This is a genomic window from Aquimarina celericrescens (assembly GCF_042682765.1).
Taxonomy (GTDB): Bacteria; Bacteroidota; Bacteroidia; order Flavobacteriales; family Flavobacteriaceae; genus Aquimarina; species Aquimarina celericrescens.
Map to the genome: position 1 here is coordinate 431,566 of NZ_JBHUHY010000002.1, position 18,543 is coordinate 450,108.

Below are 18,543 nucleotides of genomic sequence, written 5' to 3' on the forward strand. Positions count from 1 at the left end.
AGTTGTTGGTTGATATTCAAAGTCACATAATTAAGAATAGAAAATAGTAAAACTAAACTTTATTAATTCAACAGATTTACTAAATATTACCTATGATTTTAGTTTTCTGCGAATGGTAATTACTAGTCTTCAACTTAAAAATATGACCGAAACTATTTATTAACTACTAATAACTATTCACTATTCGAGGCTGCAAATATCCTAAAAAAAGTATAAAGACATTTCAGCCACCAGAAAAAATCTTGATTTTTAAGTAACTTTAAATACATTTTTTAGTCTTATTATGCAAACCTGTTAATACCATCTATTATGTTTTCACTTTTTAGAGAGAATATTCGTATCGCATTGGATTCTATTAAAGGACAGGTTTTACGTACTGTCCTTACCGTATTAATTATTGCGATTGGTATCACTGCATTGGTGAGCATACTTACATTTTTAGGAGCATTGGAAAAGACAATAACAGGAGATTTTGCATCCATGGGAGCGAATACTTTTAATATCCAGCGCTATGAATTTACTACCAGAAGAAATAAAGAACGGGAGAAAGTAAATCCGGTAATAAGCTATCGAAATGTAAAAGAATTTAACGACCGGTTTCAATATCCTTTTTCAAAAACCTCTATTTTTTTTACAGGTACACGTAACGCCGAAGTAAAATATGAAAACGAAAAAACTGATCCTGAAGCCTCGGTAATCGGAGTCAATGAAAATTATCTTGAGAATACCGGAACTGAGATTGACAAAGGAAGAAATTTTACTTTTTTCGATATCGAAAATAACAACCCCGTATGTCTCCTAGGGTCTGATTTCAAAAAGAACATTTTCAAAAACACTGATCCAATAGGAAAAACGATTAGTATTAGAGGGGTAAAGTTTAAGGTAATTGGCATACTCGAAAGCAAAGGAGCTACCTTTAGGGACAATCAAGATTTAAAAGTTCTAATCCCATTACAAATAGCAAGGTCCATTTTTACATTGCCTAATATAAATTACAGTATTAGTGTAAAAGTTGATGATAAACAGTTTCTGGAGGGAGCCCAAGATGAAGCTATAATAACGTTTAGAAATATCAGGCGATTAAACCCTGTTGAAGAGAATAATTTTGGACTAGAACGTAGCGATGATCTTTTAAATCGTATATCCAGTATAACCTCATATCTCTACTATGCTGCCTGGATTATAAGTATCATTACAATTTTTGGATCTTCTATAGCTCTTATGAATATAATGCTTGTTTCGGTTACTGAACGTACCCGAGAAATAGGTGTAAGAAAAGCTCTTGGAGCGAAAAGACATACGATATCAGGACAATTCTTTTTGGAAACTGTTATCATTGGTCAATTTGGGGGTATTATAGGTATAATTCTTGGAATTGCTGTCGGTGCTCTTGCTGCTTCAATTTCAAATTTTGAATTTAGCGTCCCCTGGTTAGCAATTTTTGCCGCTGTATTGACTTCTTTTCTAACGGCAGTTGTATCCGGTCTCTATCCTGCAGTAAAAGCAGCAAGACAAGACCCTATAGAATCTTTGAGGTATGAGTAATTTTAAAAAAGTTGTCTTATTGACTCCCTTTTTTAAATCATTTTCTCAAAGTAACGATACAACTCACCTTTGGTAACATTTGCACCTTGTTGTATGAGTTTAAATTTATCCAGATTTCTATCATCACTATATTCTTTGGAGGCATTATAAAAAACTACATCGTCATTCAATAAATTATTTCGTAACCAATCATACCCCTCTGCAGTAGTAATATCGATAGTTTCATTATTAACTTTTACTGCGATGAGATTCATTTTATCCTCATTAAGCTCGAATAAATGAATTTGATCTTTAGAAAAATGTTCCAGATACTGTGCATTGGTTAACACTTTTTCCCACACCAAATCACTAAAAATGTCTATCTCTTCCTCTGCAACCTGGGGTTTATTTTCCTTAATTCCATTCCATTCGTCTGCGGTAATCGATTGAGAAGCCAAAAAATTGATAAATTCTACATGTAATTCTTCTAACTGCTCTCTGCTTAGTCTTTGATATTTCATCTCTGTAAAAATTGACTGCAAAAGTAATTATAATACCAATTACCACTTAAATTTACTATGAGAAAAATTTTATTTTTAACCTCAATTTCAGAATAAAAATTAATTTAAAAATAATGTCTCTACCTTTTATAAAAATATCTAATTACTTTTATAAGATAGAATCGTGAAAGTGAGTATATTTATATTCAATCAAATTAAAACTTCACATGAAATTAATACAAATACCCCTATTAGCACTTAGCATCCTTTTTATATTTGGAAATACCGTTACTGCAACCGCACAAAAATTATCCAAAAAAGAGAAAAATATCGTCAAAACGATAGAAAGCAATCATCAAGATGCCATAAAATTTCTAGAAAAAGTAGTAAATATTAACAGCGGTACTATGAATCATGCTGGTGTTAAGGAAGTCGGAATGATCTTTAAAGAACAGTTTGATGCAATCAATTTTGATACTCGATGGATAGATATGCCTACTGAAGTCAATAGAGCCGGTCATTTTTTTGCCGAAAACAAAGGAAGCAAAGGGAAAAAAATACTTCTTATTGGACACCTGGATACCGTTTTCGAAAAAGACAGTCCTTTTCAAACCTTTAAAAAAGAAGGAGATATTGCGTATGGCCCAGGGGCTAATGATATGAAAGGTGGCGATGTTATTGTCTTGTTTGCTTTAAAAGCATTATATGAAAATAAGCTTTTAGATGATGCACAAATCATTGTTGCATTTACGGGAGATGAAGAAAGTACAGGAAAACCGTTAGCTTTAAGCAGAAAAGATCTTATCGATGCTGCAAAAAATAGTGATATCGCTCTAGGGTTTGAAACGTCTACCGGGTTCAACTATGCGACAGTTGCCCGCAGGGGATCTTCAGGTTGGGAACTACAAGTAAGCGGTAAAAGAGCACATTCTTCGGGTGTTTTTAGTGAAAATGTAGGAGCTGGAGCCATTTTTGAAGCTTCAAGAATACTTAATGCTTTTTATACTGATGTTAAAGGAGAAGAGTTTTTAACCTTTAATCCAGGAGTAATTCTGGGTGGAACCGATGTTAAGTTTAATAAAGAATTAAGTAAAGGTGAGGCCTTTGGAAAAAGCAATGTAGTATCGCAAACTGTAATAGTAAAGGGTGGTTTACGATTTATTTCTGAAGAACAAAAAGAAAATGCCCGATCAAAAATGCGTAAAATTGTCGAAGAAAATCTACCACATACTACTGCAGAAATAAGTTTTAAGGACAGCTATCCCGCCATGCAACCTACAGAGGGAAACCTAAAATTATTGACTCTCTTAAACGAAGTGAGTCTTGATCTTGGCCAAGGAGAAGTTGAAGCCTTTGATCCAGGAAAACGTGGTGCTGCAGATACGTCTTTTGTAGCAGACTATGTTGATTGTTTAGATGGACTAGGGACTATGGGAAAAGGAGCACATACTCCTAACGAATCGTTAGATCTCACTACTTTTGAAGCACTAACCAAACGCACTGCCATATTGATTTATAGATTGATTAATTAATAAGCCGGATTGAGCAGATCTAGAAAAAGAGGCTCTGATATGGAACCTCTTTTTCCAGATATTTTTTTAAATAAGCTAATTAAATATATATCGTAATCCAACTTGAGCTTGCCATCTGGAATCTAAACTAAAATCATTGGCAAAAGTTTTATCCTGAGAAGTATCGAAAGTATAGGTTGGTGTGCCAGCGGCATCTACAGAAACGCCAATAGGCTGATCATTAACCGGAATCTCAATTACTCCCCAATCAGAGTTTAATAGATTACCAAAGTTTAGAATATCTATACTTAATTGAATCGTATTTGTTCGGTCGCCTACCTGGAAATCATAATCCTGTAATAACTTTACATCCCAACGTCCTCTCCACGGACTTAAAATCGCATATTTTTCGGCATAACTCCCTCTTCTGTCGCTTAGATATTCATCCTGTTGGATAAAAGCCTCGAGAGCAGCTCTCTGCTCACTTTGTTCAGCTACTGTTCCGCTAAAGCTATACGTAGCTAAATCATCTTGGGTAGGAATATAGATTAAATCGTTTAGTGGTGAACCATCCCTATTAATATCTCCTCCATAAGTATAAGAAAATCGTCCTCCTTGAGCATATTCATAAAAAGCTCCTAGAGACGTTCTCCATTCTTTATTTTTACCATAACTAAACGACTTATTAATCTGACCAACAATTCTATGCTTATCACCATATCTTGCCGTAGTACTCACTGCTTGATTTACATTACCCAATGCAGGGTTTCTATCAAATGCATCACTAGAGATTTCTGCATCTAAGGAACTAGCATCTTCAGCCTCTAAATAATTATAAGCAATACTGGCAAATAATCCGTTACTAAAATTCTTTTGCAATTTGAAAGACCAGTTAAAAGAATATCCTATGTTGGTATTTGTGAACACATATGCATTTGTAGGACCTCCAAATTCATTAAGAGCTCTGTCTGATGGCTCGTAAATTGCTCTATTATCTACCCCATTAAGAACACCTGTAGGTGTCCCCAAACCATAATTTCTAACCATCTGTGCATTAACATCCTCAGTATATATTAAGTCTGTAGAAGCCACAATTCCATTTTCAAATTTATAATCAATACCTAAACTATTTCTCCATACCTGGGGAAATCTAAAATTAGGTGCCGATGTAGTGTAGAAAAAGAAATTAGGATTTGCCACCTGATTTCCTATCCATACAAATGGTAAGCGTCCTGTAAAAATTCCTGTCCCTCCTCTGATTTGAAAGGTTTTGTCTCCATTTACATCATAATTAAACCCCAATCTTGGAGATACCAACAATCTTCTTGTAGGCAAATCCAAACTATTGAGTTGTGTAGGATTACCATTTTCATCAAAATAAGTAATTTCTGGTTGGTAATTACCATCTGGAAACGTTCCTCCTGCGCCTCTTTCTATATTTTCGGCTATTTTATCCTTTGTATCAAAATATAATGGCTGATCGATTCTAAGTCCATAAGTCACGGTGAGTTTATCGTTCATTTTCCATTTATCCTGAGCATAGAAGGCCAACTGGCCTACATTGGTTTCTGCTAATGCCCAGTTATCAGCCACATTATTAGAATCAAATACGTTTTGGGCATTGGTTAATGCATCTGCAATAAGACCATTATTAATAGCTTCTTCGAAGCTTAAAAGACTCGGATCTGGTGGAGGATTGGATGGATCTATTCTAACACCAAAGAAATCTGCCGCAAATGTACCCACTCCTTGCCCATTGTTGTTAAAAAAAGTGTAAACTCCTAAATTAAATGAATTATCAAATTCGAATTTCTCAAAAGAACCTCCAAGAGTAATAGTATGGTTACCGGTAACAATATTTAAGTTATTTGTAACTTGGTAAACTTTCTGTTCTAAACGATTATTTATAGAGAAAGGCTCATGTCCTGCTACGATATATCTTACACCATCCTGTGCAATGTTGATCGGAGGAGCAGGAGCAGAAAACGGATCTCTACTATCGTCAAAAAACGTATATCCTGCCTGAAACTTATTAGAGATATTCCCTGTGAAATTTGAATTTAATTCTACCAAAAATGAATTAATTTTATTATTGATTCGATATCCAGAATTTCGGAATTGCAACGTAGTTAAATCGGGACCTCTTCGCCCAATAGCCTCTGGATTCGCCGGTAAATCTCTTGATGCATCTAAAAAATTATATATCAAGGCCATACGGTGCTTGTCATTGATATTCCAGTCTAGTTTAAGAATTCCTTTGGTAGATTCTGTATCATGCGTATATCCTTCATATGGCCCTGGATCATACCCTAATGCCCTGAGTTGTTCTGACACAAAATCTAAATCTTCTGCAGTAACTCTGGATACATTGGCTCCTGTTAAACCAGGTCGCGCAGCTAGAAAGTTTGAACCTAAGTCTTCACGATCATCTTTTTCGAAGTTAGCAAAGACGAAAAGTTTATTCTTTATTATTGGTCCGCCAATACTAATACCGTATTGAGCTTGAGTAAGATCAGGAACAATAATATCATCATCCCCTACTTTATCACCGGTCATATCTTGGTTACGATAAAAGCCATATACAGTTCCTTTCCATGTATTTGTACCACTTTTTGTTACCGCATTAACAGACGCTCCTGTAAATCCGGCCTGTGTGACATCATAAGGCGCCGTAGACACCTGGATTTGGTCAATCGCATCAAGAGATATGGGCTGTGCATTGGTTTGTCCTCCAGGAGTTGCCGCATCAAGACCAAAGGGGTTGTTGAATATAGAACCATCTAAACTAAAATTATTAAACTGGTCATTTCTACCACCAAAAGAACCATTGCTAGATGCAGTAGGTTCTAATCTGTAAAAATCAGCCGCAGAACGTGTTATTGTGGGAAGCGCTTTTAATTCTCTATTTCCAATGCTTGTTTCGGCACCTGTTCTTGCGCTACTAAATGTAGTACTCTTGTTTGATGTTATGACTACTTCGTCTAATTGATTATCATCTTCAATTAATACAACATCCAAATTAAAAGTTTGCCCTAACTGAAGGAAGACATCATCAATAAGTTGTTTTTTGAATCCTATATAACTTATTGTAACTCTATAAGGCCCCCCAACTCTAAGGTTAATAAGATCGAAGCGACCATCAAAATTTGTTACTCCGCCATAAGAAGTACCTGTTGGAGTGTGTATAGCAGTTACATTAGCACCTGGTAACAATTGATTGGCACTATCATATACAACTCCCGAAATATTTGAAGTTGTAACCTGTGCATAAGTCATTAATCCTCCTAATATCAAAAATGATAACAATATGAGTTTTTTCATAAAAATGATGTTTGATAATTTGTGTGTCTATTTGATATAAAATTAAAACAAAAAAATCGCTCGAATGAGCGATTTTTTTTAATGTTATAAACAGTTATTAACTGTAAATATTATATTTATTTTCCTTGAGCTACTATCTCAAAAGTAACAGGAGCAATAACTTCTCTATGAAGACGAACTGAAGCTTCATACTGACCTAAACGTTTGATTGTTCCACCAGGTACAGATATAAATTTCTTTTCTATCTCAATACCTTCTTTAGCAAAAGCTTCTGCAACATCAGCGTTAGAAACGGAACCAAACAATTTATCTCCTGTTCCTACTTTTGCAGAAATCTTGATGTCAAGACCACCAAGCTTTTTTGCAATCTTTTGCGCGTCTTCTATATCTTTCTTTTCTTTAAAAGAACGCTGCTTCAATGTTTCAGCTAGTACTTTCTTTGCAGAAGGAGTCGCCAATACAGCAAATCCCTGAGGGATTAAATAGTTACGACCATAACCATTTTTCACTTCTACTACATCGTCTGCGAATCCTAGATTCTCAACGTCTTTTCTTAATATAAGTTCCATAATGTTATGACGTATTTTATTTTAATAAATCACCAACGTAAGGCATTAAAGCTAAGTGTCTTGCTCTTTTTACAGCAACACTAACTTTACGCTGATATTTCAGTGAAGTTCCTGTTAAACGACGTGGTAATAATTTACCTTGCTCATTCACGAATGCCATTAAAAAATCAGGATCCTTGTAATCTATATACTTAATACCAGATTTTTTGAAACGACAATACTTCTTATTTTTTGTTGTATCTATATTAAGAGGAGTAAGATATCTGATCTCTCCGTCTTTTTTTCCTTTAGCTTGTTGTTCTATAGATGACATAATTAAGCTTTTTGTTTGTTTCTATTTCTTCTTTTTTCTGCCCAAGCAATCGCATGCTTGTCAAGGCGAACAGTAAGATATCGCATTACACGCTCATCTCTTCTAAACTCTACTTCTACTGGGTTGATCCCCTCACCAGGCGCCTGGAACTCAAATAAGTGATAAAAACCACTTTTTTTGTGCTGGATTGCATAAGCAAGCTTTTTAAGCCCCCAATCCTCTTTAGATATCATCTTGGCACCGTTAGAAACAAGAAGGTCTTCGTATTTCTTAACTGTTTCCTTTATCTGGTCATCAGATAAAACGGGATTCAAGATGAAAACAGTTTCATAATGATTCATAAAATCTATGTTTAAATTAAAATTGGGTGCAAAAGTAAGACTATTTTTTTGATTTTCAAACCCCATTCTCAAGACATTCAAAAAACCTATTATTATTACAATTTATGCGTTTAACCCAGTAGCAAATAGCACTCATTTTTAAGTACTTTGCTACTCAATAGAAAGAAAAAATCGAAATTCCAAAGTAATACTGGGAATTCTAAAACACTGACTACCAGCAAAAAACTGTTTTACAACTTCATAATTCATTAAAAATTACTAATAACTATACTAATCACCTCGATGAAACACTATTTTTATCGATAAAAAACCAGAATTGTTTGTTGGAATAATATATATTCATTAATATTGTAAATAGAATATATAACACTAAACAAGTGGAACAACCTCAATTAAAATGTGCGGTAGTAGACGATTCCCGCCTTCAAAGACTGGCTATAGTTAAGCTCATAGATGAACATCCTTCGCTAGAATTGGTGGCTGAATGGAACAATGCTATTGAGACTAAAAATGGCTTATTGGATACTAAGGTGGATTTATTATTCTTAGATATTGAAATGCCTATACTTACAGGTTTTGATCTTCTGGATGATCTGGAAAACAAACCTCACATAATCTTTGTAACCGGAAAAACGAAATATGCTTTTAAGGCATTTGATTATGATGCAATCGATTATTTGAGAAAACCACTTAAAAAAGATCGTTTTAATGCCGCAGTTGAAAAGGCGTTAAGTATGTCTCGTTTAGGTACTGAAGGTGCCACTGTAGAAGATGATGACTACATATTCGTGAAAAGCAACCTCAAAAAACGAAAAATTTTCTTAAGTCAGTTAAAATATGTAGAAGCCCTTGGTGATTATGTGAAATTAATTATGGAAGAAGGAGACCCTATTGTAGTCTTGGCCACAATGAAATCTTTTGAAGCACAATTACCAAGTGATCGTTTTTTAAGAATACATAAGTCTTACATTGTTAATCTTGATAAAGTAGAGCGTTATAATAGTCGTAATATAGAAATTGCTGACGAAAAAATACCTCTAAGCAGGCATAAGAAACACTCCTTAATAGAGGCTTTAAACAGCTAGTAATTGTCTACGTTTATTATTATTCTAACACCTGAAAATTCTTTTATACTTTTAAAAGAGTTATTAATCTTATGAATCACTTCTTTTGTTTTTATTAATGATTGTCCTTGTGGGATTTTTATCAGAACGTTTTTATGATATTGATTTCTTATTCTAGAAATAGGTGGAAATTCTGGCCCCAACACATTATCCTTAAAAACATTTATTAGAGATTTCGCCAACCAATTCATTGCATCATTCACCTTGTTATAATCTTTATGTTTGGCCGTTATTTTTATGATTCTATAGAAAGGAGGATATTTATACTGCTGTCTTTCTTCAATTTGGTCCTTATACATACCGCCATAATCATTAACAGATACTTGTTGAAGAATTTGATGAAACGGATTATAGGTTTGTATGAGCACTTTCCCTTGTTTTTTAGTTCTACCGGCCCTTCCTGAGACCTGTTGCATTAACTGAAAACTTCTTTCATGTGCCCTGAAATCAGGGAAATTAAGAAGATTATCCGCATTCATTATTCCCACTAGACTCACATTTCTGAAATCTAACCCTTTTGAAAGCATCTGGGTACCTACAAGAACATCAATTTCTCCGTTTTCAAATCTACTGATTATCTTTTCATATCCATGCTTTCCACGAGTGGTATCTTGATCCATTCTACCTACGATGTGATCTGGTAATAACTTCTGTAATTCATTTTCTATCTGCTCAGTACCAAAACCTTTTGTAGATATTTCTGTGCTATGACAAGCCATACACTGTTGAAGCATTGCGATATGATGTCCACAATAGTGACACCTTAATTGATTTCTAAAGCTATGATATGTTAAACTAACATCACAGTTAGGGCATTGCGGGGAATGACCGCAAGTATTGCATTCGACTACCGGAGAGTATCCCCTTCTATTTTGAAAAAGAATGATTTGCTCACCTTCTTTAAGCGAATCCTGAATACTTTCTAGTAAAGTATCACTAAAATGGCCAGTCATTTGCTTCTTCTTGTACTTAGTTTTTATATCTACTAAGTTAATTTCGGGCATCAAGACATCTCCAAATCTACGCATGAGCTCAACCAATCCATACTTTCCTTGTTTGGCATTATAATATGTTTCAATTGAGGGTGTTGCTGATCCTAATAGCACCTTTGCAGAAAACAAACCGGCCAATACTATAGCCGTATCTCTTGCGTGATACCTGGGTGCAGGATCATATTGTTTAAACGTGCTCTCATGTTCTTCGTCTACTATAATTAATCCTAGATCTACAAAAGGAAGAAATATTGCAGATCTGGCACCAATTACTATCTGCGCTTTGGCTTTTCTATTCTTTACATTGTTCCAAGCCTCTACTCTTTCATTGACAGAGTATTTTGAATGGTATACAGTAAGCTTTTCTCCGAAGTACTCTTGTAATCGAGAAATGAGTTGTGTAGTCAGTGCTATTTCCGGAAGTAAATACAAGACTTGCCTTCCATTTTGAATCGTTTTTTCAATGAGCTGAACATAGATTTCGGTTTTTCCTGAAGAAGTGACTCCATGTAATAAACAAACTTCTTTTTCAGAAAATGAGTCATTTATTTCATCAAATGCTTTATTTTGATACTTATTGAGTTCTTTGATAGCGTTCTTTTCTCCTTCAAAATTTATCCTATCTGTTTGCACAAAATATTCAAGTAAGATTCCCTTATCTATTAATGTTCTTATTACTGCAGAAGAGCTATTGGATTGTTTTGTTAGCTCTTCAACTTTTATAGGCTTTACCGTCGTAGCTTGTAAGGTGAATAATTGCATTAAAACTTCACGTTGTTTTGGAGCTCGTGTCATTGTGTCTAAAAGAGACCGTAAAGCTTCTTCTTTATAAAAATCTTGATGCAGCTTAATATACCTAACAATCTTAGGTTTATACTGTTCATAAATTTCTTCCTGCACAACGATAACCTCTTTATCTATCAATCTTTTTATAACGGGAAGCACATTTTTCTTGCTCACGATATTCATTACTTCCTGTATACGAAGTAAACTCTGATGTTGAAGCGCTTCATAAATCAAAAATTCATCATCCTTCAAAATAGACTCATCTATTACTGTTTGATCATTTTTAAGGATTATTGTTTCGCTTTCTAATAGAAAGGCACTGGGTAATGCCGCACGCATAACCTCTCCTTTTGTGCACATGTAATATTGGGCAATCCATGACCAAAGCTTTAGTTGTTCACTGGTTATAATTGGAGTCTCATCAAGAATATGCTCTATTTCTTTTGCTTCGTAAACTAATGGTGGATTTTGATGGACTTTTGCAACCAGAGCGGTATACACTTTGCTTTTACCGAACTGAACCGCCACTCTCATCCCTGGTTGAAGATAAGCAGCTTCATTTTTGTTAATGCCATAAGTAAACTCTTTATCGAGTGGTATAGGAAGGATAACATCTATAAAGTATGGCATTATTTCTATAAATAAGAAGTAGAATAGTTAAGTTTTCTTGAACAAAAATACAAGTTTAGTCCAAAGAAAGTGATGTAATTTGAACAATAAAAACTCAAACAGATTACTAACCGAATTTTTATTTATATCCTAATCCACTTCTGTGTTCTGTAGAGAAAAGCTATGTATCCTCGAACATTCAATATCCTTGGATTTTCTTTATCAACCCATATTTTGCAACGATAAACTTTTCCGTTTTCTGGGTCAAGAATGGTTCCATCCTCATACTCCTCACCATCTTTTTCTAACTCTTTTATAATTACCATACCCTCGATAGGTTCATTGTAATTATCCCCTTCACATTCTATACAGCGTTTCCCTCTTTCAGATTCTTTCAATATACGTTCAATTTTTCCGTATACTTTCTCTCCCTTTTTATATATTTCTACTATAGATCTGGGTTCTCCCGTATTGTCATCTACTGTTTTCCATTTACCAAGGATCTCTTGTTGCGCATTTACACTTCCAGATATTATCAATAATGTAATAAAAAGTATTCTAAAAAAAATCATAGCCATAAAGTAATTTGTGTTTATAAAGTAAATATAAGTCCTTAGGTAAAAAAGCTATCTGGTAAACTTCAGATAGCTTTACTTTATTATTCTTATTTTTGAAATTATAAGGATTATTGTAATCCTAACATTCCATTTTTTATTCCTTCACTAGCTGGCTCATCTCCTAGCCAAATTTTGAAGAGTGCATATTTAAAATCACGACCCTCAATTGTACCCAACTCTTTACCGTTCTTAAAGGCCTTTACTCCTTTATCTTTGATGTACACGATATCAAAAATATCATTTTTCACAATGGGCTCTGAGAAAAATTTTATAAACTTATTAATTCGTTCATCCAAAGGCTTCGTGTTACCAAAAGTGGCTTTGGTAAATCCATCTCTTACCGCCTTTATCATTTTCTTTTGAGTCACAAAACCTGAAACAATATTTAATTTTATTGCCATGGTTTCGTTAGCATCCAATATTACTTTTGGATCTTTACTCTTTTTAGAAAGATAAAGTCCTCCTGCATATAGATCAATCCAGAGCATCTCTCTCATTCCAGCTCCATTCAATTTTAAATCAGTACCCGCAAAATTCTCTTCATAAGGTAAAATAGCTTTGCCAACTCTAATTTGTGCAGTAGCAGCAGTGAATGAAATTATAGCTACTACTACGAATGTAATTTTCTTCATTATAAATAAGGTTTATTCGGGGTAAGTTATTGTAAAAATTATATTGCTTTATAGTCGAACAAAATATTAAAAATATTATGCACGCATAACAAAATGAGATCTGTTTACCTTGTTAATACAAAAATACAATTATATCTTTTGGATTAATAATAACCCAACATTTCTTTTTTAAGACCCTTATCTGCAGGTTTGTCACCTAGCCAAATACCAAAAAGAGCTTCTTTAAAATCTAATCCGGTTATATATCCTTTCTCTTTACCATCCTTATAAATGACGCTTCCTTTTCCTTTTTCGTATACAATATCATATACCTGATCAACTTCAATTTCATCTTTTATAAAACTTATAAATTTCTCTATTCTTTCTTTATAAGGTTGTAAGTTACCATTAGTAGATTTTTCAAATCCAGTTCGTAAAGCACCAGCCATTTTACTTCTTGACATTAATCCTGATACGATATGAAGTTTAATCGCCATAGTCTCATCTGCCTTTGATATGGCACTTGCATTATTACTTTTTTGTTTAAGGTATAATCCTCCTGCATAAATATCTATAAAAATTTTTTCTCTTAATCCATATCCATTAATAGTAAGAGTTTCTCCATTAAACTGTACTGTTTTAGGTAACACTGCATCACCTACTTCTATTTGAGCTTGAACAGACATTGAAGAAATTAGAACAAAAAATAATACGCTTAGTTTTTTCATTTTTAAATAGTAATTAATTGTTTAAATTATGTGTCAAAATTTTTCCTTAATTGATTTAATGATGCGTTCAATTCGAAGCCTAACAATAATAAGTTCGCATTAAGCCAGATATAAAGCATCAATATCAAAACAGCCCCTATAGAGCCATATAATTTATTATAATTCGAGAAATTATCAATATAGATTCCAAATAAATAAGTCGTTACAATAATCAACAAGGTGGTCATTAATGCACCTGGTGAAAAGAACTTATTTTGTTTTCCCTCTGAAGTGCCAAAATAAAACAATGTTGCAATGATCACAAATATCATGAAGACGAATAATGAATATCTTCCAATGGTTAACCAAAAAACAGTATCGTCTACCATTCCCATTTCATTTAAGTTATTTACCAAATATGTGAAATATAGAGTTCCTATGACAGTAATTAGCAACAACGATGCCACGATTAACGAGACTCCTAAGGCGACTACATACTGCCTGACAAAATTTCTATTCAGACTTATATGATATGAGTATCCAAAACCTGAAAAAACAGCATTAATACCATTGGTCATGAATAAGATTGAAAGTACAAAAACTGTTGATAAAAGACCCCCTCTTGGATTGGATGCAATGTCTTCGAATATACCAGAAAAAAAAACCGAAGTTTGCTTAGGTAGTGCCTCATTTATAAACTCAAAAAAGTTTTTTTCAAAATCATCGATAGGCACATATGGAATCAAATTTAACAGAAATAGTAAAAAAGGGAAAATGGAAAGAAAAAAGCTCCAGGATATTGCACTTGCCCTTGCAGAAAAAGTACCTTTTATAATTCCTATGACATAAATCTCTACCAGATCATACAGTGATAGCCCTTCCAAACCAGGAAGAATAGCTTTTTTTCCTAGTTTAACCAAAATATTGATTACTGGTATTTTAGCAAGCTTATCTTCAATAGGTTTTGTCATATTATCATACCGCTTTCAAACTTAGATCCAGGTTATAAACAGAATGCGTCAAAGCTCCGCTACTAATATAATCTACTCCACATTCTGCATATTTTCGTAACGTTTTTTCGTTAATTCCTCCACTGGATTCGGTAAGACAGGTATCTCCAATAAGTGCTACGGCTTTTCTGGTATCTTCATAATTAAAATTATCAATTAATATTCGATAAACGCTAGAAGTTTTAAGTATTTCTTTTATTTCTTCAAGATTACGAGCCTCTACGATAATCTTGAGATCAAGCCCTTTGTCGGAAAGATACTTTGTAGTTTTTTCTATGGCTTTTGTTATTCCTCCGGCAAAATCTATGTGATTATCCTTTAACATAACCATATCATACAGGGCAAATCTGTGGTTTTCTCCTCCCCCTATTTTTACAGCCCATTTTTCTAAAGCTCTTATTCCCGGAGTAGTTTTTCGAGTATCCAGAATTTTTGTTCCGGTACCCTCCAGCAGCTTTACAAAATGATTCGTTTTGGTGGCAATAGCACTCATTCGTTGCATGGCATTGAGCACTAGTCTTTCTGCTTTTAAAATGGATTGTGAACTACCTGATATATAGAAAGCAACATCTCCATATTTAACAGGAGCCCCATCGTTGATCTTCACCTCCAGAATCATCTTGGGATCAACATAATTAAATACTTTCTTAGCAAATGCTACACCTGCCAAAATTCCTTCATCCTTTACTAAAAGTTTTGCTTTTCCTGTTGCAGATTCTGGAATACATGCCAACGAGCTATGATCGCCGTCGCCAACATCTTCTCTAATCGCGTTGGCAATGATCAAATCAATTTCTTTATCAAATTGGGCTTTGCTAATCATATTGAATAGTTATTTTTGCTAATGTAAAAAAAGAAGTCGGAAGTACGAAGTCGGAAACATAAGGTATTGCTACTTACTCTATATTATTACTGCATTATCTACCCAATTTTAAAGGTATAATTATCGTAACTTTTACTTAATATGAACATCAAATTACTGGCAATAGGCAAAACAGATAATAAACAGCTGGAAGATCTTATCATCAGCTATATCAATAGGTTAGGATTCTATGTTAAATTCAGTTTTGACGTTATTCCTGATATTAAAAAGGCAAAAAACCTTAGCGAATCGCAACAAAAAGAAAAAGAGGGAAAATTAATTTTGAAAAAAGTTGAAAATTCTGATATTTTAATTCTCTTAGATGAAAACGGAAAACAATATGATTCTGTGGGTTTTTCTAGTCTTTTGCAAAAACACATGAATAGTGGGATCAAACAACTTACCTTTGTCATTGGAGGCCCCTATGGCTTCAGCCCAGAAGTCTGCAGTCGTGCGAATAGTAAATTGTCCTTATCAAAGATGACATTTTCCCATCAGATGATACGTCTGTTTTTTATAGAACAATTGTATAGGGCGTTCACCATATTAAAAAATGAGCCTTATCATCATCGCTAAAACATTTCTTCCTATTGAAGTATCAAAAACCCCTATTGAAAGATTAGATTAATTATTACATTTGCCCACTCATTAACCAATATTCATGCCACCATTTCTCAAACTCATAAAATTAGATAATCTACTAATAATTGCCTTTGCACAACTTTGCATAAAGTATGGTCTTTTTGAACCTTTCGGAGTTGCAATTACACTAAGTAATTTTGGAATAGCTTTACTCGTTATTGCCACTATTTCTATTGCTGCAGCAGGAAACATTATCATAGCAATTTATGACAACGAAGACAAAAATTTACTTTACAAGAATATTAACGAGAAATCTGCAAATCGATTGTTTATTCTCCTTAATGCAATTGGTGTTCTCATTGGATTTTATTTGGCCAATATTATTGGAAGACCTGGTTTTGCAGCGTTATTCATCTTAGTTTCGGGTATCTTTTATATGTATGCTTCATATCTAAAAGAAATAGTATTCGTCAAAAATTTGGTGATTGGGTTATTAGCCGCATTAAGCTTGATCGTTGTTGGAGTCTTTGACTTACTTCCTGCTATTACCGAAAAGAACAGAGAATCTCAAACCGTCATATTTTCTATTATTTTAGATTATTCAGTATTTGCATTTACAATAATTACACTAAGAGAAATAGTTAAAGACTGCTTAAAGATTGATAGGGATCATAATCTCGGGTTAAGAACGGTCCCAATAGTTTTAGGTAAAGAACGAACTATAAAATTAATAGGGATAGCAGCCTTAATTCCGATTGCATCGGTTGTTTATTATATTTACTCCTATTTATTCGCTAATACCCAGGCCGTCGTTTTTGTATTGGTATTGTTGGTTGCTCCTCTTATTTATTTCATGATAAGAAGTTTTACTCTGGAATCAAACAAACATATAGCTATATTGAAACTACTCTTAAAAATCATCCTCATTGTCGCCTCTTTATCATTGTTGTTTTATCAATTTATTTTAACATAAATCATGCTGAAAGATCTCTTAAAAGATTACACTATAATACTTGCATCAGGTTCTCCCAGGAGGCAAAAGTTTTTTAATGATTTAGATTTAGATTTTACTATTGATGTTAGAGAAGTCCAAGAAATATATCCAGATCATCTTGAAAAAGAGGAGATTTCTAATTACTTAGCAGAACTTAAGGCAACAGTGTTTACAGATTTAAAACCAAACGATATTTTAATAACAAGTGATACCATTGTATGGCATAAAAACAGAGCGCTTGGTAAACCAAAAACTCTTGACGAGGCCAAAGATATGATTGCTTCTTTGTCTAATGACACACACAAGGTTATTACCTCTGTTTGTTTTAAAACTACAAATCAAATCAAAGTAATTTATGATACTACAAAAGTTACTTTTAAAGAACTTACTAAAGAAGAAATTGAGTACTACGTGAATACATATCAACCCTTAGATAAAGCCGGTGCGTATGGTATCCAGGAATGGATCGGTTTTATTGGAATTTCATCTATAGAAGGAAGTTATTTTAATGTAATGGGACTCCCTACTCACCTTGTTTATGAAACGTTAACAACACTTGCCAAATCATAGCTTTATTGTAATTTGCACAGAAAGAGAAATCAAAAATAAAGCTATGAAAAAGTTAGCCATATTATTCGGGATTCTAAGTTTTCTGGTAGTTATCGCATGTAGTAATGCCAAAGCTGATGAATCGAATAAAGAAAAAGAAAAATTAGAAGAAGATAGTAAACCGCTTACAAAAAGTCTTTCAGAAGATTTTAAAAAATATTGGTATGCCGGTAATGCTGAAATCACCTCCTTTCAATTAGAACAAGCTCGGTACGGCGAAATACGAAAGGGAACTGCTACACTCATTTATGTAACTGAAGATTTTCTACCCAATGAGCAAGTAAAGGCTGATAACCGCAATCCGAACAATATTCCGGTTCTGAAACTCAATGCAACCAAAAAATTCAACACTGGTATCTATCCATATTCTATTATGCAAAGTACCTTCTATCCTGTCTCAGACAATCGACATGCTATAAAAGTATCAAGTTCAATTCAAGAATGGTGTGGACATATATATGCACAATTAAACAATCGACAACAATTCGACATTATGTCACATTCTTACTTTCAAAATGAAGCTGATCAAGAATTTTCTTTGAACAAAGCCATCCTTGAAAATGAACTATGGACAAAAATTAGAATCAATCCCGATGATTTACCTTTGGGTGATATTAAAGTGATCCCATCTTTTGAGTATTGCAGGTTAAAACATAAGGAAATTAAAGCCTATACAGCAAAAGCTTCTATAAAAAATGATGGAGAAACTAATATTTACTCAATCGAATATCCTGAACTTAGTAGAAACATTAGTATCGCATTTAACAGCTCTTTCCCTTACGAAATTGAAAGTTGGACAGAAAGCTTTACCAGTGGTTTTGGATCCAACGCCAAAGAAATGATTACTAAAGCAACAAAAATCAAACGCATTAAATCTGCCTATTGGGGTAAAAACAGTAATGAAGATGAAGTGATGCGTAATGAACTGGGCTTATAATCACGCCAAAAAACAAAATTAAAA

The 18,543-nt window shown here is 33.7% G+C and carries 18 protein-coding genes; 7 read left to right on the forward strand and 11 right to left on the reverse strand.

Translation table 11 applies throughout. The features are described 5' to 3' along the window. The first annotated feature begins 309 nt into the window (after positions 1–309). Positions 310–1,545: an ABC transporter permease gene (locus ACFSJT_RS01945; protein WP_378318517.1), complete on the forward strand. Its 1,236-nt coding sequence runs from the start codon at positions 310–312 to the stop codon at positions 1,543–1,545. Positions 1,546–1,577: 32 nt separating this feature from the next. On the opposite strand, the gene ACFSJT_RS01950 is transcribed toward ACFSJT_RS01945, so the two are convergent. Then, the gene (locus ACFSJT_RS01950; protein ID WP_378318518.1) at positions 1,578–2,045 is read right to left on the reverse strand and encodes a DUF6495 family protein; all 468 of its coding nucleotides are present in this window, start codon (positions 2,043–2,045) and stop codon (positions 1,578–1,580) included. A 206-nt stretch (positions 2,046–2,251) separates the two neighbouring features. Between ACFSJT_RS01950 and ACFSJT_RS01955 the strand changes: the two genes are divergently transcribed. After that, positions 2,252–3,556 (forward strand): M20/M25/M40 family metallo-hydrolase, encoded by a 1,305-nt coding sequence (locus tag ACFSJT_RS01955; protein WP_378318519.1) that lies wholly within the window; start codon positions 2,252–2,254, stop codon positions 3,554–3,556. A gap of 75 nt (positions 3,557–3,631) precedes the next feature. On the opposite strand, the gene ACFSJT_RS01960 is transcribed toward ACFSJT_RS01955, so the two are convergent. The 4 genes from ACFSJT_RS01960 to rpsF form a co-directional block, all read right to left on the reverse strand. Next, on the reverse strand, positions 3,632–6,856 hold the full coding sequence (locus ACFSJT_RS01960; RefSeq protein ID WP_378318520.1) for a TonB-dependent receptor: 3,225 nt from the start codon (positions 6,854–6,856) through the stop codon (positions 3,632–3,634). A 116-nt stretch (positions 6,857–6,972) separates the two neighbouring features. Then, positions 6,973–7,425, reverse strand: coding sequence for a 50S ribosomal protein L9 (rplI, locus tag ACFSJT_RS01965; RefSeq protein ID WP_378318521.1), 453 nt, complete (start codon positions 7,423–7,425; stop codon positions 6,973–6,975). Positions 7,426–7,441: 16 nt separating this feature from the next. After that, positions 7,442–7,741, reverse strand: a complete 300-nt coding sequence (rpsR, locus tag ACFSJT_RS01970) for a 30S ribosomal protein S18 (RefSeq protein ID WP_201918229.1) — start codon at positions 7,739–7,741, stop codon at positions 7,442–7,444. Then, on the reverse strand, positions 7,741–8,079 hold the full coding sequence (rpsF, locus tag ACFSJT_RS01975; protein ID WP_378318522.1) for a 30S ribosomal protein S6: 339 nt from the start codon (positions 8,077–8,079) through the stop codon (positions 7,741–7,743). Before rpsF ends, rpsR begins: the two co-directional genes overlap by 1 nt. Positions 8,080–8,456: 377 nt before the next feature. Here rpsF and ACFSJT_RS01980 point away from each other — a divergent pair, with 377 nt between their 5' ends. Then, positions 8,457–9,164, forward strand: a complete 708-nt coding sequence (locus ACFSJT_RS01980; protein WP_378318523.1) for a LytR/AlgR family response regulator transcription factor — start codon at positions 8,457–8,459, stop codon at positions 9,162–9,164. Here ACFSJT_RS01980 and priA read toward each other — a convergent pair. The 6 genes from priA to nadC form a co-directional block, all read right to left on the reverse strand. After that, entirely contained in the window at positions 9,161–11,611 is a 2,451-nt protein-coding gene (gene priA, locus ACFSJT_RS01985) for a replication restart helicase PriA (protein WP_378318524.1), read from the reverse strand. The two genes, ACFSJT_RS01980 and priA, sit on opposite strands and share 4 nt — an antisense overlap. Before the next feature lie 122 nt (positions 11,612–11,733). Continuing rightward, positions 11,734–12,168, reverse strand: a complete 435-nt coding sequence (locus ACFSJT_RS01990; RefSeq protein WP_378318525.1) for a DUF2147 domain-containing protein — start codon at positions 12,166–12,168, stop codon at positions 11,734–11,736. Positions 12,169–12,275: 107 nt separating this feature from the next. Beyond that, positions 12,276–12,839, reverse strand: coding sequence for a chalcone isomerase family protein (locus ACFSJT_RS01995; protein ID WP_378318526.1), 564 nt, complete (start codon positions 12,837–12,839; stop codon positions 12,276–12,278). Between the two features lie 143 nt (positions 12,840–12,982). Next, positions 12,983–13,546, reverse strand: coding sequence for a chalcone isomerase family protein (locus ACFSJT_RS02000; RefSeq protein ID WP_378318527.1), 564 nt, complete (start codon positions 13,544–13,546; stop codon positions 12,983–12,985). A 26-nt stretch (positions 13,547–13,572) separates the two neighbouring features. Next, entirely contained in the window at positions 13,573–14,496 is a 924-nt protein-coding gene (locus ACFSJT_RS02005; protein ID WP_378318528.1) for a YihY/virulence factor BrkB family protein, read from the reverse strand. A gap of 4 nt (positions 14,497–14,500) precedes the next feature. Next, the gene (gene nadC, locus ACFSJT_RS02010) at positions 14,501–15,358 is read right to left on the reverse strand and encodes a carboxylating nicotinate-nucleotide diphosphorylase (protein ID WP_378318529.1); all 858 of its coding nucleotides are present in this window, start codon (positions 15,356–15,358) and stop codon (positions 14,501–14,503) included. Positions 15,359–15,499: 141 nt separating this feature from the next. On the opposite strand from nadC, the gene rlmH reads away from it, so the two are divergent. From rlmH to ACFSJT_RS02030, 4 genes are all read left to right on the forward strand, one after another. Then, a complete protein-coding gene (rlmH, locus tag ACFSJT_RS02015; protein ID WP_378318530.1) occupies positions 15,500–15,973 on the forward strand; it encodes a 23S rRNA (pseudouridine(1915)-N(3))-methyltransferase RlmH in 474 nt (157 codons plus the stop codon). 85 nt (positions 15,974–16,058) lie between these two features. Further along, on the forward strand, positions 16,059–16,952 hold the full coding sequence (locus tag ACFSJT_RS02020) for a geranylgeranylglycerol-phosphate geranylgeranyltransferase (protein WP_378318531.1): 894 nt from the start codon (positions 16,059–16,061) through the stop codon (positions 16,950–16,952). A gap of 3 nt (positions 16,953–16,955) precedes the next feature. Further along, complete coding sequence (locus tag ACFSJT_RS02025) at positions 16,956–17,543, forward strand: Maf-like protein (protein WP_378318532.1); 588 nt, start codon at positions 16,956–16,958, stop codon at positions 17,541–17,543. 43 nt (positions 17,544–17,586) lie between these two features. Continuing rightward, positions 17,587–18,519 (forward strand): septum formation inhibitor Maf, encoded by a 933-nt coding sequence (locus ACFSJT_RS02030; RefSeq protein ID WP_378318533.1) that lies wholly within the window; start codon positions 17,587–17,589, stop codon positions 18,517–18,519. The last annotated feature ends 24 nt before the right edge of the window (positions 18,520–18,543 follow it).